The organism is Kaistella sp., assembly GCF_049588135.1.
Classification (GTDB): domain Bacteria; phylum Bacteroidota; class Bacteroidia; order Flavobacteriales; family Weeksellaceae; genus Kaistella.
The window spans coordinates 24239-38367 of record NZ_JBAVFG010000028.1 but is presented as its reverse complement, the minus strand read 5'-3'; the positions used below and the strand labels follow the sequence as shown (position 1 = coordinate 38367).

The window sequence follows — 14129 nt, the reverse complement described above, 5'->3', positions numbered from 1 at the left end:
CTGCAGAATTATTAATGAGAACTTTGGCTTATTTTTTAACTCCGATAAAGGTGATCCTTGCAGACGGAGGCTATAGAGGAGAAGTTATAGAACAAGTAAAAAACCGCTTTGGTTACCTCATTAATGTTGTAATGAGAAGTGATGAGAAGAAAACTGGTTTTCAGCCCATTTCCAAAAGATGGATTATTGAACGTACATTTTCATGGTTTGATAATGACAGAAGATTATGTAGGAATTATGAACTCATAATGGAAACCTCTGAAAATATGGTCAAATTATCCACCATAAAATTTTTATTGAATAAAATTTAAACAGGCTCTAAAACAATATAGAAATTAAGAACCTATTTAAATTTTCTAAAACCTATTTTTTTATTAAAAAACCTTTAAATGAATGAAAAACAATTGTTTAAAATGAGATGAAAAGTCGCGGAGCGACGAACTATTGGTAGAAAAATTTCATAGGGTGGAATTGAGCTTCAGAGAAGCGATCTCATTGGGGATTTCATCAAAATTACTACCTTTTTTATAGTGAGCTTAGTGAAGTAAGGCTGGAGAAAATTAATTTTTATGAAATTTAAAAAGGTGCTAAAAAATAAATCCGTCTCGAAATGATACGAGACGGATTGTTTTTTCTTTAATTAAAAAGGAATAAGATGTTTATCCCAAATAAGGATATTTATAATCTTTAGGGGAAACAAAAGTTTCTTTGATGCTTCTCACAGAAACCCAACGCATCAAATTCATTTTAGAACCAGCTTTATCATTGGTTCCAGAAGCTCTCGCTCCTCCAAAAGGTTGTTGTCCAACAACTGCGCCGGTTGGCTTATCGTTGATGTAGAAATTCCCCGAAGCGTTTTCCAAAGCTTTGTAAGCTTCAGCAATCGCATAACGATCTTGTGCGAAAACAGCTCCTGTTAAAGAATAAGGCGAAGTTTCATCTACCAATTTCAAAGTTTCTGCCCAGTCCTTGTCTTCATAAACATAAATGGAAAGAATAGGGCCGAAGATTTCTTCGCAAACCGATTCGTATTTTGGGTTGGTTGTTAAAATCACGGTAGGTTCTACAAACCAACCTTTTGAATCGTCGCATTTTCCACCGAAAATTACCGAAGCTTCCGTTGAATTTTCAGCTCTTTCGATATAACCTTTGCATTTCTCGAAAGAATTTTTATCGATTACCGCATTGATGAAGTTTGAAGGATCTTCCGGACTTCCCATTTTAATGGTTTTCAACTGAGATTCCATCACATTTTTCACCTCATTCCAAATCGATTTTGGAATATAAGCTCTGGAAGCTGCCGAACATTTCTGTCCTTGATATTCGAAAGCGCCACGAACCAAACCTGTTGCAACCGCTTCTACATTTGCCGAAGAATGAGCCACCACGAAATCTTTTCCACCAGTTTCGCCTACAATTCTTGGATAGGTTTTAAATAAATCGATATTATTTCCGATCATTTTCCACATTCCTTGGAAAACTTTGGTAGAACCTGTGAAATGCAATCCTGCAAAATCTGGGTGCGACATTACTTTTTCTGCGGTTTCTTTTCCATCGGTAAAAATCATATTGATAACTCCAGCTGGCAAACCTGCTTCCATAAAGACATCCATCAATACTTTTGCAGAAAGAATTTGTTTATCTGAAGGTTTCCAAACCACTACATTTCCCATCATTGCCATACAAGTCGGCAAATTTCCGGAAATTGCGGTAAAGTTAAAAGGAGTTACTGCAAAACAAAAACCTTCCAACGGACGGTATTCGGATCTGTTCCAAATTCCAGCATCGGAAACGGGTTGTTCGCTGTACATTTCAGTCATGAATTCTACATTGAAACGCAAGAAATCGATGAATTCACAAGCAGCGTCAATTTCTGCTTGATGAACATTTTTACTTTGTGCAATCATCGTTGCAGCATTTAAACGATCTCGGTACGGACCAGCAACTAAGTCCGCAGCTTTCAAGAAAATTGCAGCGCGTTGTTCCCAACCTAAATTGTTCCATTTTTCTTTGGCAGCAAGTGCGGTACTGATGGCTTCATCAACATTTTCCATGGTTCCTTTGTAATAAAAACCAAGGTCGTGTTGGTGATCCTGTGGCGAACTAATGGCAACTTTATTATCGCTTTTTACTTCTTTTCCATTGATAATCATTGGAATTTCATATTTCTCATTCCACATTTTTTTGTAAGTGGAAATAAGGGATTTTACCTCATCAGAACCTGGTTCATAAGTTCTTACCGGCTCGTTTATTGCGAACGGAACTTGCGAAATTGCTTTTGACATATTTTTATTTTTTATTGATTTAATGAATGTTACAAAGTTAAGTGAATTAGATTAATGTTCCAAAAAATAGGGACTTTACCGATTTTAGTGTTTGACCAATATTTTGTCGCAAACCATTTTACTGAGTGTAATTTTTATTTGATCTTCTTTTAAAATCGTCATCGATTGGTCGTATTTCTCGATTTCTAAAATCTGTAATTTTTTACCTAATTCCAATTCTTTGCTGTTGAGGTAGTTTAGAAATTCGTCGTCAGAAACCGTCACGGAACTAAAAATAATTTGATCACCAATTCTGCAACTGCTTAATTTCTGTAAATCTAATGCGATAATGTTTCCTTCTTTATCAGGGATTGGTTCGCCGTGGGGATCAAATTTTGGGTATTGTAGAATTTCATCCATTTTATCGAAAAGAATATCTGAATGTACGTGTTCTAATTGTTCGGCAATTTCATGTACATTTTCCCAACCAAAATTCATTTTTTCAACCAAAAACATTTCGGTAAGTCGATGTTTTCTCACAATTAATGCCGCTTGCTTATTTCCTTCTTCTGTTATTTTTAAAGGTTTATAGATTTCATAAATGACCCAGTTTTTTTGAGCAAACTTCTTCATCATATTATTAACACTAGGCATTTTTACATTTAAAAACTTGCTTAGCTCATTTACAGTCACAGTGTTGTCGTCATTTCTTAAATGAAATATGGCTTTAAGGTAATTCTCTTCAGTAAGTGAAATCATAAAGTTAGATTGATTGTAGTGCAAATCTAACAAAATTAAAGCGTGTAAAAAATTACACGCTTTGATTTAAATAAAAATAGAAGAAGAAAAATTTACATCTGTTTTAGAAAATTTTGAATGAAAGTTCAACTCATAAAACTTGATGTTAAAAAAAATGGTTATTAGTTTTATATTTTGCTAGTTTTGTGATACAAAGATGAATTAAAAAAATTAAAAATTATAGGTTTTTTCACCCTTTTTGTATCGTAATTTTCACCCTTTTTTTTCTAAATTTAATCCATGAAATATTCTTTTAAAAATGATTACGCCGAAGGTGCTCATTCTCTCGTTTTAGAAGCGCTGATGCAATCCAACCTAACGCAGCAAAATGGCTATGGACTCGATGATTATTCAGTAAACGCAGAGCGTATTATTCAACAGAAAATGAATAATCCTAAGGCGAAAGTTTTTTTGGTTTCTGGCGGAACCCAAGCGAACTTAATTGTGATTTCTGCTTTTTTAAGACCGCATGAAAGTGTAGTTTCCGCTTCAACGGGACACATTTTCACCAATGAAAGTGGAGCAATTGAAGCAACTGGACATAAAGTACACGGAATTGAAAATAAAGATGGAAAAATTCGACCCGTTGATATTCAGCAACTGATTGATGTTCACCAAAATAAACCGCATCAGGTTAAGCAGAAAATGGTTTATATTTCGAACTCAACAGAGTTGGGGACGATTTATTCCAAAAAGGAATTGATTGATTTATACCAATTCTGCCAAGAAAGAAACCTCTATTTATTTGTTGACGGAGCACGGTTAGGACATGCTTTAACTGCCGAAACCAATGATTTGACTTTAGAAGATTTCGGTAAATATACCGACGCTTTTTATTTGGGCGGCACTAAAAATGGAGCGTTAATAGGTGAAGCAATTATCATTAATAATGAAAATTTACAGGAAGAATTTGGTTTTCATTTAAAACAGAAAGGAGCAATGCTCGCAAAAGGCCGTTTGCTGGGAATTCAGTTTCAGGAATTGTTGAAAGATGATTTGTATTTTGATTTGGCGAAAAATGCAAACCAACAGGCCATGAAAATTAAGGAAGCGTTTATTCAAATTGGTTGTGAATTTTTGTGTGAGACTTTTACCAATCAGATTTTTCCAATTTTAAACCAAAATCAAATCGACCAGCTTTCTGCTAATTTCGATTTTTATGTTTGGAAGAAATTAGATGAACAGAAATCGGCTATTCGTTTAATTACTTCTTGGGCAACAACAAATGAGATTGTAGAAAAATTCATCACCGAAGTAAAAAATTTAAAATGAAAAAAGCAGTCTTTTTTTTGAGTGTATTGCTCTCCGTGTTTATCAACGCACAGAAACAGGAAAAGGATCCTGAAATTTCTGAATATGTAAAAAATGTTAATAAAGATTCACTTAGATTGAATATTGAAAAATTGGTCAGTTTCGGAACCCGCCACACGATGAGTTCTATAACAGATCAAGAGAAAGGAATCGGTGCCGCGAGAAATTGGGTGTTATCAAAGTTTAGAAGTTACGCCAAAAATTCCGGTGGAAGAATGGAAGTTTTCCTCCAAAATGAAGATTTGCAACCCGATGGAAAACGAATCAATAAAATAACCAATCTTGGAAATGCAATTGCTCTGTTGAAAGGAACAGATCCGACGGACAAAAGAATTGTTATTATTTCTGGGCATCTCGATTCCCGAGTTTCTGACGTGTTGAATTCTGCTGATTTTGCGCCAGGTGCAAATGACGATGGAAGCGGTGTTGCTGCGGTTATTGAATCTGCAAGAGTTTTGAGCAAATCAAAATTTCCGATGACCATTTTATTTGTTGCGGTAAGTGGTGAAGAGCAGGGGCTTTTGGGTGCAAAAATGTTAGCAGATAAAGCAAAGGCAGAACATTGGCAAGTTGAAGCGGTTTTGAATAATGATATGATTGGCAACAATAGTTTTGATGCTCCCAAAAATGATGGAACTCCAAAACTAAGAGTTTTCAGTGAAGGTTTGCCCGCTTTTGAAACTGAAAAATCAGCCGCCAAGATTCGGAATTTTGGTATGGAAAATGATGGCAATGCTCGTCAACTTGCAAGATATGTGAAAGAAATAGGAGAGCAATACGTGAAGAATATCGACATCAAATTAATTTACAGAAATGACCGTTTTCTTCGTGGCGGCGATCATACCCCATTTGTTAACAACGGATTTACTGCGGTGCGATTAACAGATTACTATGAAAATTACGATCACCAACATCAGGATATCAGAACAGAGAATAATAAGAAATACGGGGATTTGATTGAGTTCATGGATTTCGATTATCTAAAAACCAATACTGCGGTAAATGTTGCAGTTTTGGCAAGTTTGGCGAAGTCAACTCCGCAGCCAGTTAATGTTTTGATGGATGTGAAAGAACTTTCGAATTCTACAAAACTGAGTTGGGAAAAGCCAAGTTCAGGAAAAGTTAAAGGATATAATATTTTGTACAGGGAAACAGATAAATCCAATTGGACTCATAAAATCTTCACTACAGCAACCTCTTACACGATTCCACTTTCCAAAGATAACTACCTATTTTCGGTACAAAGTATTTCTGCAACAGGAAATCCAAGTCTGCCAGTAATTCCGAAAGTATCCAGATGAAAAAATTCCGTCTCATTAATGAACGAGACGGAATTTATATTTTAACTAAAAACTTAGTTATTATAAATCTTCAAATTTATCTACAATTTTTTGTGAAACTCCAGTTTTGCTGAAACCACCATCGTGGAAAAGGTTTTGCATCGTCACTTTTCTGGTGAGGTCTGAAAAAAGACTCACACAATAGTTCGCACAATCCAATGCATCAGCATTTCCTAATGGAGACATATCATCTGCGAAATTAAAAAAGCCGCTGATTCCTTTTACGCCTGCACCAGCTTTAGTCATCACCGGAGATTGTGAAATGGTGTTTACCCGAACTTTTCTGTCGCCCCAGTAATATCCGAAACTTCTTGCAATACTTTCAAGATAAGATTTGTTGTCTGCCATATCACCGTAATTCGGGAATACTCGTTGTGCGGCGATATACGTTAAGGCCAAAATAGAACCCCATTCGTTCATGATATCTTTGTCCCAAGCGGTTTTCATTACTTTATGGAAAGAAACGGAGGAAACGTCCCAACCTTTTTCGAGGAAATCGTAATTAAGATCGGTATAAGTTTTTCCTTTTCTAATATTAACGGACATTCCGATGGAATGCATTATAAAATCTATTTTACCGTATTTTTCTTGAGCATGAGCAAAAAGTTTTTCTAAATCCTCCATTGATGTTGCATCTGCAGGAATAACATCTGAGCCAGTTTTTTTTGCTAGTTCGTCTATTTCACCCATTCTCATGGCGATTGGTGCGTTCGAAAGAATAAATTCTGCTCCTTCTTCATGACATCTTTCTGCAACTTTCCATGCAATCGATTGATCATTTAAGGCTCCAAAAATAATTCCTTTCTTACCTTTTAGTAATCCGTATGACATATTCTTAATTTTAGACAAATTTAAAAAATTTTTATTGTTTAACGGTTAAAAAAAAGAACCGTATTGAATACAGTTCTTTATATAGTGTTTTAGCAGATTAGTTATCTGTTTTTTTTACTGCTGCTTTTGCATCTTCCGCAGTATCTTTGGTTTTGTCCCAAGCATCATCTGCAATGTCTTTGGTCTTCTCCCAAGCGCTAGAAACGGCATCTTTAGTATCATGCCAAGCGTCTGCAACATTTCCTTTTGCTCTTTCCAGCCAACCTTCGTGAGTAGGCTCTGCATTTTTTTCTTTTTGTTCGCGAATGTAATCTTTGGCTTTATCAGCGTAATCGTTTACTGTCCATTTAGCTTTTTCTACTGCATCTTCTGCTTTATTATAATCTTGTCTATCCATCGGTATAAATTTTAAAGTTAATATTGATTGATTGAAAAAATTTAATTTGATAATACATCAACGTGCAAGTTTCATTCCTAAAAAGCCCAACTGTATGTTAAACATAGTTTAAAGTTTTCTTAAAATTTTGGGATAATTTATTTGATATTGTCGATTTCAAACATTTGTTTTCTATTTTTGAGGCAAAGTTTAACAAATGGAAATAGTGCGATGTGCTTGGTGTGAGAAAGATGATTTATACAGGAAATATCACGATGAAGAATGGGGCAAACCTGTTTACGATGATGAGACTATTTTTGAATTTCTCGTCTTAGAAAGTTTTCAGGCTGGACTTTCCTGGTACACTATATTGAAAAAAAGAGAAAATTTCACAGAAGCATTTGAGAACTTTAATTATAAAAAAATCGCAAAGTATTCTGAGGACAAAGTAGAAGAGTTAATGAATAATGCCGGAATTATAAGAAATAGATTAAAGATTTTGGCAACGATTAATAATGCTCAAAGATTCCAGGAAGTACAAAAAGAGTTCGGGACTTTTTCAAATTACATCTGGAATTTTGTGGGTGGAAAACCCATTGTCAATCACCCGAAAACTTTACAGGACGTTCCTGCTACGACCGAAATTTCCGATGCTTTGGCAAAAGATTTAAAGAAGCGGGGATTCAAATTTTTAGGTTCAACCGTGGTTTATGCGCACATGCAGGCGACGGGAATGGTGAATGATCATGTGGTGGATTGTCATTGCAGGAAAATCTAGTAATATAAAAATGTAACAATTTATCAATCATTAACTTGATAAAGAAATAAAATGAATAGATAATAATTGTTACATTTTTAAATTGATAAATTGCTACATTATTTTATAATCCGATCCAAAACCCACTCAATCATGTTTTTTTCTGATGCGTGATGATCGGCTGAAAACTCACCTCTTCTTCTGTTTGCAATAACAGAATTCACGGTAATTGCTTTGTGTCCCAATAATTTTGAAAGTGCGTAAATCGCAGAAGTTTCCATCTCGAAATTGGTAACGCCCAAATCATTTAAGGTTTCCAAGAATTTATCGTCTAAAGCTTTCAATCGCAATTGTCTTCCTTGTGGTGCGTAAAAACCTGGGAAAGTTGCGGTGTTTCCACGGTATTTTGCGTCTTTATAATATTCGCCCATTTCTGAAGCCCAATCAGAAAAATACAACATCGGTTTTACTTTTTCGTACGGGAATTTTGCCAGAAAGTTTTTCGAAAATTCGTTTTCAAATTGATAATCTTGGTAGAAATGCATCAAACCATCAAGTCCGACAACATTTTCTGTCACCAACATATTATCTACTTCAATATCAGGATTTACGCTGCCACAAGTTCCCATTCGGAATAATTCCAAAGCGGTGTGATTGGAAGTGAATTCTTTGTTTTTCAGATCGATATTCACCAAAGCATCGAGTTCGTTCATCACGATGTCGATGTTTTCTGTACCAATTCCGGTGGACATTACGGTGATTCTTTCGCCACGTAAAGTTCCGGTGTGGGTATAAAATTCTCTTTTGTTTTTTTTGATTTCGATCTTGTCGAAATATTTTGAAACCTTCGGAACGCGGTCGGGATCGCCAACCAACATTATTTTTCCGGCAATATCTTCGGGCAATAAGTTTAAATGATAAACGCTTCCGTCGTCATTAAGCACCAATTCTGATGCTGCTAATTTATTAAGCATAAGTTGTTTTTTTGAATTAAAAAATCCTTTTGAAAAAAGGAAATTAAAGGTACGCAGAATTTTTGTTTCGGTGAAACTTTATTTGAGATTATCCGCCAACACGTTTGGTTTTGTAGCCCATTTCTTTTAAAATGGTCATAATCTTATCGCGATTATCGCCCTGAATAATGATGATTCCGTCTTTTTCGGAGCCGCCAATTCCCAAGGTGGTTTTTATTTTTTTTGAGATTTTTTTCAGGTCGTCATCGCTGCCTTCGAAACCTTCAACTAAAGTTACCGGTTTGCCGTGTCTGCCTTTTTTCTCGAATTTGCATATGAGTGGTTCTTTCTGCACGAATTTTTCTACGGGCATTTCGAAATCCTGTTCTTCGTGATCAGGGAACATATTTTTGAGTTGATCTCTTAAATCCATTGAGCAAAATTAAGAAATTTATTTTTTGAATAAATTAATGAAAAGACATTTTAAGTATTATCTGTTTCAATGCTAAATATTTGTTAAAACAAGCATTTGGTTCGTTTTGTTCCGAACTAAATTGTAGTTTTGCGTTTTTAAATTTAATAATGAAAATCGACAAAGAAATTTTTAGTGAAATGGTTAATTTTTATGGAGATGCTTTCCATTTACCGCCACTTGCTGCAAAAATTTATGCTTATTTGATTTTTGATTTTGAGAGAAAAGGAGTTGATTTCGATCAATTTATTGAGGTTTTTTCTGCCAGTAAAAGTTCGGTTTCCTCCAATCTTAATTTGCTTTTGAATCTTAATATCATTACCGACTTTAATAAAATAGACGAAAGAAAACGGTTTTTTGTGATGAATGAACAATACATGAAAATTCGTTTAGAAGAAATTATTGAAAGAATGGAACGCGAGGTATTGATTTTGAATAAGCTGAAAAACTTCCGAAACACAAGTGATGAAAATGCATTGCGAAAGTTTAATATCTACGATGATCTTTTCAATAAGATTATTTCTAGTATAAAAAATACGGTTAATCAAATTTAAATAACATACTCATTTAAAGGGATTTAAATGAAGCTTAATTATAAAATAAAATTCATGAAAAATAAAATTATCTTACTATCCTTCACTGTTTTGTCGGTTTTATCCTGCAAGAAGAAAGATGAGAGACCTGCTCAGGGTCCAAAAGTGGTAGCAACTGTTGCTGTTGAAAATAGAAATGTTACTGGTTATTCTACATTTCCGGCAAGTATTGAAGGTAGGGTAAATAATGATGTTCGTGCGAAAATGCAAGGTTATATTACCCAAGTTTTAGTAGATGAAGGACAGTATGTTACGAAAGGACAGCCATTGTTTAAGTTAGAAACCAATTCTTTAAGTCAATCTGCGAATGCTGCAAAAGCAGGCGTTGGCGCGGCGCAATCAAATGTTGCTGCTTCTGATGCTAATGTGAAAGCGGCGCAATCTGCAGTAAGTGTAGCGCAGGTAGAAGTGAATAAGCTTCGCCCACTGGTAGAAAAAAATATTATTAGTAGTGTTCAATTGCAAACTGCAGAAGCAAATCTCGCGAGAGCACAAGCACAAGTTGCACAAGCGGTTGCTTCAAAACAGCAAGCGAGTGCAGGAGTTGCACAGGCACAAGCGAACTTTAAGGGAGCTCAAGAGAATGTTAATTATTCCATTATTCGGGCGCCGATTTCTGGTGTGATTGGGAAGATTAATTTCCGTAATGGAAGTTTGGTTGGCCCCGGAGATCCGATGCCGATTTCAACCGTTTCTGATACTAGTGAATTATATGCGTATTTTTCAATGAACGAAAAACAATACCTGGATTTTCTAAAAAATTCGGTTGGTAGTAATGTTCCGGAAAAATTAAAAAATCTACCTGCTGTAGAATTGTTACTTGCAAATGGTGATGTGTATAAAGAAAAGGGATATGTGAAAGCGGTAACTGGTCAAATTGATCCTGCGACCGGAAGTATTCAGTTTAGAGTTTCTTTCCCGAATCCAGATAAATTATTGAGTAACGGGAACAGTGGAACGATTAGAATCCCAGTGGCGTACGATAACGCTTTGGTTCTCCCGGAAAGTGCGACCTACGAACAACAGGGTTTGGTGTATATCTACAAAGTAAAACAAGATACTGCTAAAAGTAATGTTATTAATATCATTGATCGTGTAAACAATATGGTGATTATTAAAGATGGTGCAGAAAAAGGAGAAATTGTGGTAGCAGAAGGTGTTGGGACGTTAAAGTCTGGTACTCCTGTAAAACCACAACCGAAAAAATTCGATGATATCATAAATGCAATAAAGCCGATTTTCTAAAAAGATGATTAAAAAATTTATAAACAGACCGGTTTTATCCACGGTAATTTCCATCATGATTGTTGTTTTGGGAATACTTGGATTGGTGTCTTTGCCGGTCACACAGTATCCTGATATTGCACCACCAACGGTGCGTATTTCAGCAAATTATACCGGAGCCAATGCGCAAACGGTAATGAATAGTGTAATTATTCCGATTGAAGAACAAGTGAATGGAGTAGAAGGGATGGATTATATTTCCTCTTCTGCCGGAAATAATGGTTCCGCTTCCATTCAAATTTTCTTTAAACAAGGAGTCAATCCAGATATCGCTGCGGTGAATGTGCAGAATCAAGTTCAACGTGCGATTCCGCTCCTTCCCTCAGAGGTTACCAGATCAGGAGTTCAAGTAAGCAAGCAGCAAACGAGTGCATTGATGTTCTTGACTTTCTATACAGCTAACCCTAAATTGGATGAGGTTTGGTTGCAGAACTACATGAACATTAATATTATTCCTGAATTAAAAAGGGTTAATGGTGTTGGTGATGCTCAGGTTTTTGGTGGAAAAAATTATTCCATGAGAATTTGGTTGGATCCTGCGAAAATGGCAGCGTATGGTTTGGAGCCTTCCGAAGTTTCTGCAGCAATCAATGAGCAGTCTAGAGAAGCAGCAGCAGGAGCGTTAGGAGAAAATAGCGGAAGTTCATTTCAGTATATCATTACCTACAAAGGAAAATATAATGAAGTTGAAGAATTCGAAAATATTATTCTTCGCGCAATGGGCAATGGTGAATATCTTCGATTAAAGGATGTCGCAGAAATTAAATTGGACTCTCAATCTTATGCAGGAATCGGTGAAAATAATGGTCGACGCTCCATCAGTATGGGGATTTTCCAAACGCCAGGTTCCAATGCACAAGAAATTATTACCAATATTAAAGCCCTACTTGCCGAAACTGCGAAAACCCTTCCGGAAGGAGTTGGCTACAGTATAAACTTTGATACGAATGAATTTTTAGAAGCTTCTATTTCGAAAGTAATTACCACTTTGATGGAGGCTTTTGTATTGGTGTTTTTAGTGGTTTTCCTTTTCTTACAGGATTTTAGATCTACTTTAATTCCTGCAATTGCAGTTCCTGTTTCTATTGTCGGGACATTTTTCTTTCTGAATTTGTTCGGCTATTCCATTAACTTGTTGACGCTATTTGCGTTGGTTCTTGCCATTGGGATTGTTGTAGATGATGCCATTGTCGTCGTGGAAGCCGTTCACGCAAAAATGGAAAGCGGTATTTCTGATGCTAAAAAAGCAACGGTAGAAGCCATGGACGAAATTACAGGAGCGATTATTTCAATTACTTTGGTAATGGCGGCTGTATTTATCCCAGTAACGTTTTTAAAAGGTCCTACCGGAGTTTTCTATCAGCAATTTGGGATTACTTTAATTATTGCCATTTTAATTTCTGCGGTCAACGCATTAACATTAAGCCCTGTGCTTTGTGCAATGTTCTTGAAACCACCGAAACATCATTCTAAAGAATATGAAAGCATGAATGTGATGCAAAAATTCTTTAGCAAATTTAATGCAGGATTTAATGCAGGAACCAAAAGATATGGACAATCATTTAGTTATCTTTTAAGGCATAAATGGGTTACACTTATCATTTTCGCTGCTGGTGGTGTTACTTTCTGGTGGGCAAATTCAACGATGCCTACAGGATTTATTCCAAAAGAAGACCGTGGGATTCTCTTTGCAGATATTCAGTTGCCGCCAGGTGCTTCGATGGAAAGAACCTATAATGTTTTATCAGATCTACAAAAGGAAGCAAGAAAAATTCCAGGGGTTCAAAACGTAACATTTACTTCGAGTCGAGGATTTATGTCGGGACAAGGTTCAAACGTTGGACAAGCTTTCGTTAAATTAAAACCGTTTAAAGAACGTGGAAAAGCAGATGGTCAAAGCATCGACGATATTACTAAAAAACTTTTTGGTTTAACAGTGAAATACCCAGATGCGAAGATTATTTTCTTCTCGCCACCAAGTGTACCAGGATTTGGGAGCAGTGATGGTTTCTCCACTGTTTTATTGGATAAATCAGGAGGTGATATTAATGAATTGAATAAAGTAACTCAAGATTTTGTTGGAGCATTGATGCAAAGACCAGAAATTCAGTTTGCCTCAACATCCTTTAATACCAACTATCCGCAGTACGAGATGGTAGTTAATGTTCCTCGTGCAAAAGAAAGTGGCGTTTCACTGAACAGTATTTTGAGCACCATGCAAGGGTATATTGGTGGGATTTATTCTTCTGATTTTACCAAATATGGGAAACAGTTTAGAGTAATGATTCAAGCTTTACCAGGGGATCGAAAATCGCCTGAAAACTTAAATTCTATTTTCGTGAAAACAACTTCAGGAGCTATGGCGCCTATTTCACAGTTTGTAACTTTGGAAAAAAGTTTTGGTCCACAATCTTTGGAGCGTTATAACTTGTTTACGTCGGTAGCAATCAATGGAGCCAGTAATCCGGGGTATTCAACTGGTGATGCAATTAAGGCGGTGCAAGAAGTTGCAGCAGCACATTTACCAGCCAACTATGATGTAGAATTTACAGGGCTAACAAAAGAAGAAATGAAAGCGGGTTCTCAAACTTACGTTGTGTTTTTATTGAGTTTCCTTTTTGTGTATTTCATTTTGGCTGCACAATATGAAAGTTATATTCTGCCATTTTCGGTACTTCTTTCCTTACCTTTAGGGGTTGTAGGTGCCTTTTTTGGGCAACGTATTTTTGGATTAGAGAATAATATTTATTTTCAAATAGCGATTATTATGTTGATTGGATTATTGGCAAAGAATGCGATTTTGATTGTAGAGTTTGCTGTACAACGGCGACATCACGGTGAGTCAATTGCCATGTCTGCAATTAATGCTGCAAAAGCAAGGTTACGTCCGATTTTAATGACCTCATTTGCCTTTATCTTTGGGATGGTTCCATTGGTATTTGCAACCGGAATTGGGTCTGTTGGTAACCGTTCCATTGCGACTGGTGCTGCTTCGGGATTGTTAATCGGGACTTTCTTTGGATTGATTGCAATTCCTGTATTATATGTGATTTTCCAATACCTTCAGGAGAAAGTTGTTCCTTTAAAAAAGGAGGATATTAATCTTTCCGAATAATTAAAAGTCAAAAACTTTTGTGAAAAATTAAAAAA

General features: G+C 35.9%; 13 protein-coding genes. 7 read left to right on the top strand and 6 right to left on the bottom strand.

All coding sequences use genetic code 11. The annotated features are described in order from the left end of the window. The coding region (locus WBY99_RS01680) for a transposase (RefSeq protein ID WP_423974611.1) at nt 1–311 on the top strand (311 nt) is incomplete at its 5' end. Between the two features lie 348 nt (nt 312–659). Here the strand turns inward: WBY99_RS01680 and pruA are convergent. After that, nucleotides 660–2285 carry an L-glutamate gamma-semialdehyde dehydrogenase gene (gene pruA / locus WBY99_RS01675; protein WP_423974610.1) on the bottom strand — a complete coding sequence of 542 codons (1626 nt, stop codon included), beginning with the start codon at nt 2283–2285 and terminating at the stop codon, nt 660–662. Nucleotides 2286–2369: 84 nt separating this feature from the next. Then, nucleotides 2370–3023 (bottom strand): metal-dependent transcriptional regulator, encoded by a 654-nt coding sequence (locus tag WBY99_RS01670; protein WP_423974609.1) that lies wholly within the window; start codon nt 3021–3023, stop codon nt 2370–2372. A gap of 279 nt (nt 3024–3302) precedes the next feature. Here WBY99_RS01670 and WBY99_RS01665 point away from each other — a divergent pair, with 279 nt between their 5' ends. Together WBY99_RS01665 and WBY99_RS01660 are read left to right on the top strand one after the other, a co-directional pair. Then, nucleotides 3303–4334, top strand: a complete 1032-nt coding sequence (locus WBY99_RS01665) for a threonine aldolase family protein (RefSeq protein ID WP_423974608.1) — start codon at nt 3303–3305, stop codon at nt 4332–4334. Further along, a complete protein-coding gene (locus tag WBY99_RS01660; protein WP_423974607.1) occupies nt 4331–5674 on the top strand; it encodes a M28 family metallopeptidase in 1344 nt (447 codons plus the stop codon). The genes WBY99_RS01665 and WBY99_RS01660 overlap by 4 nt, the downstream gene beginning before the upstream one ends. A gap of 60 nt (nt 5675–5734) precedes the next feature. On the opposite strand, the gene WBY99_RS01655 is transcribed toward WBY99_RS01660, so the two are convergent. Both WBY99_RS01655 and WBY99_RS01650 read right to left on the bottom strand, forming a co-directional pair. Further along, complete coding sequence (locus tag WBY99_RS01655; RefSeq protein WP_423974606.1) at nt 5735–6544, bottom strand: enoyl-ACP reductase FabI; 810 nt, start codon at nt 6542–6544, stop codon at nt 5735–5737. Nucleotides 6545–6641: 97 nt separating this feature from the next. After that, the gene (locus WBY99_RS01650) at nt 6642–6941 is read right to left on the bottom strand and encodes a hypothetical protein (protein WP_423974605.1); all 300 of its coding nucleotides are present in this window, start codon (nt 6939–6941) and stop codon (nt 6642–6644) included. A 196-nt stretch (nt 6942–7137) separates the two neighbouring features. Here WBY99_RS01650 and WBY99_RS01645 point away from each other — a divergent pair, with 196 nt between their 5' ends. Next, a complete protein-coding gene (locus WBY99_RS01645) occupies nt 7138–7698 on the top strand; it encodes a DNA-3-methyladenine glycosylase I (protein WP_423974604.1) in 561 nt (186 codons plus the stop codon). A gap of 98 nt (nt 7699–7796) precedes the next feature. Here WBY99_RS01645 and WBY99_RS01640 read toward each other — a convergent pair whose 3' ends face one another. Next, a complete protein-coding gene (locus WBY99_RS01640; RefSeq protein WP_423974603.1) occupies nt 7797–8651 on the bottom strand; it encodes a nucleoside phosphorylase in 855 nt (284 codons plus the stop codon). An 88-nt stretch (nt 8652–8739) separates the two neighbouring features. Beyond that, entirely contained in the window at nt 8740–9063 is a 324-nt protein-coding gene (locus WBY99_RS01635) for a translation initiation factor (RefSeq protein WP_423974602.1), read from the bottom strand. A gap of 149 nt (nt 9064–9212) precedes the next feature. Here WBY99_RS01635 and WBY99_RS01630 point away from each other — a divergent pair, with 149 nt between their 5' ends. Genes WBY99_RS01630 through WBY99_RS01620 form a run of 3 tightly spaced genes read left to right on the top strand, consistent with a single transcriptional unit; the run spans nt 9213 to nt 14094 of the window. Continuing rightward, nucleotides 9213–9656 carry a transcriptional regulator gene (locus WBY99_RS01630; protein WP_423974601.1) on the top strand — a complete coding sequence of 148 codons (444 nt, stop codon included), beginning with the start codon at nt 9213–9215 and terminating at the stop codon, nt 9654–9656. A gap of 54 nt (nt 9657–9710) precedes the next feature. Beyond that, nucleotides 9711–10940 carry an efflux RND transporter periplasmic adaptor subunit gene (locus WBY99_RS01625; RefSeq protein ID WP_423974600.1) on the top strand — a complete coding sequence of 410 codons (1230 nt, stop codon included), beginning with the start codon at nt 9711–9713 and terminating at the stop codon, nt 10938–10940. 4 nt (nt 10941–10944) lie between these two features. Continuing rightward, a complete protein-coding gene (locus WBY99_RS01620; RefSeq protein WP_423974599.1) occupies nt 10945–14094 on the top strand; it encodes an efflux RND transporter permease subunit in 3150 nt (1049 codons plus the stop codon). Nucleotides 14095–14129: the final 35 nt, after the last annotated feature.

Bases quoted from the DNA above. Each gene is read 5' to 3' on its own strand.
- WBY99_RS01665 (WP_423974608.1), top strand. From the start codon at position 3,303: ATGAAATATTCTTTTAAAAATGATTACGCCGAAGGTGCTCATTCTCTC.
- WBY99_RS01655 (WP_423974606.1), bottom strand. From the start codon at position 6,544: ATGTCATACGGATTACTAAAAGGTAAGAAAGGAATTATTTTTGGAGCC.
- WBY99_RS01640 (WP_423974603.1), bottom strand. From the start codon at position 8,651: ATGCTTAATAAATTAGCAGCATCAGAATTGGTGCTTAATGACGACGGA.
- WBY99_RS01650 (WP_423974605.1), bottom strand. From the start codon at position 6,941: ATGGATAGACAAGATTATAATAAAGCAGAAGATGCAGTAGAAAAAGCT.
- pruA (WP_423974610.1), bottom strand. From the start codon at position 2,285: ATGTCAAAAGCAATTTCGCAAGTTCCGTTCGCAATAAACGAGCCGGTA.
- WBY99_RS01625 (WP_423974600.1), top strand. From the start codon at position 9,711: ATGAAAAATAAAATTATCTTACTATCCTTCACTGTTTTGTCGGTTTTA.
- WBY99_RS01660 (WP_423974607.1), top strand. From the start codon at position 4,331: ATGAAAAAAGCAGTCTTTTTTTTGAGTGTATTGCTCTCCGTGTTTATC.
- WBY99_RS01630 (WP_423974601.1), top strand. From the start codon at position 9,213: ATGAAAATCGACAAAGAAATTTTTAGTGAAATGGTTAATTTTTATGGA.
- WBY99_RS01645 (WP_423974604.1), top strand. From the start codon at position 7,138: ATGGAAATAGTGCGATGTGCTTGGTGTGAGAAAGATGATTTATACAGG.
- WBY99_RS01670 (WP_423974609.1), bottom strand. From the start codon at position 3,023: ATGATTTCACTTACTGAAGAGAATTACCTTAAAGCCATATTTCATTTA.
- WBY99_RS01620 (WP_423974599.1), top strand. From the start codon at position 10,945: ATGATTAAAAAATTTATAAACAGACCGGTTTTATCCACGGTAATTTCC.
- WBY99_RS01635 (WP_423974602.1), bottom strand. From the start codon at position 9,063: ATGGATTTAAGAGATCAACTCAAAAATATGTTCCCTGATCACGAAGAA.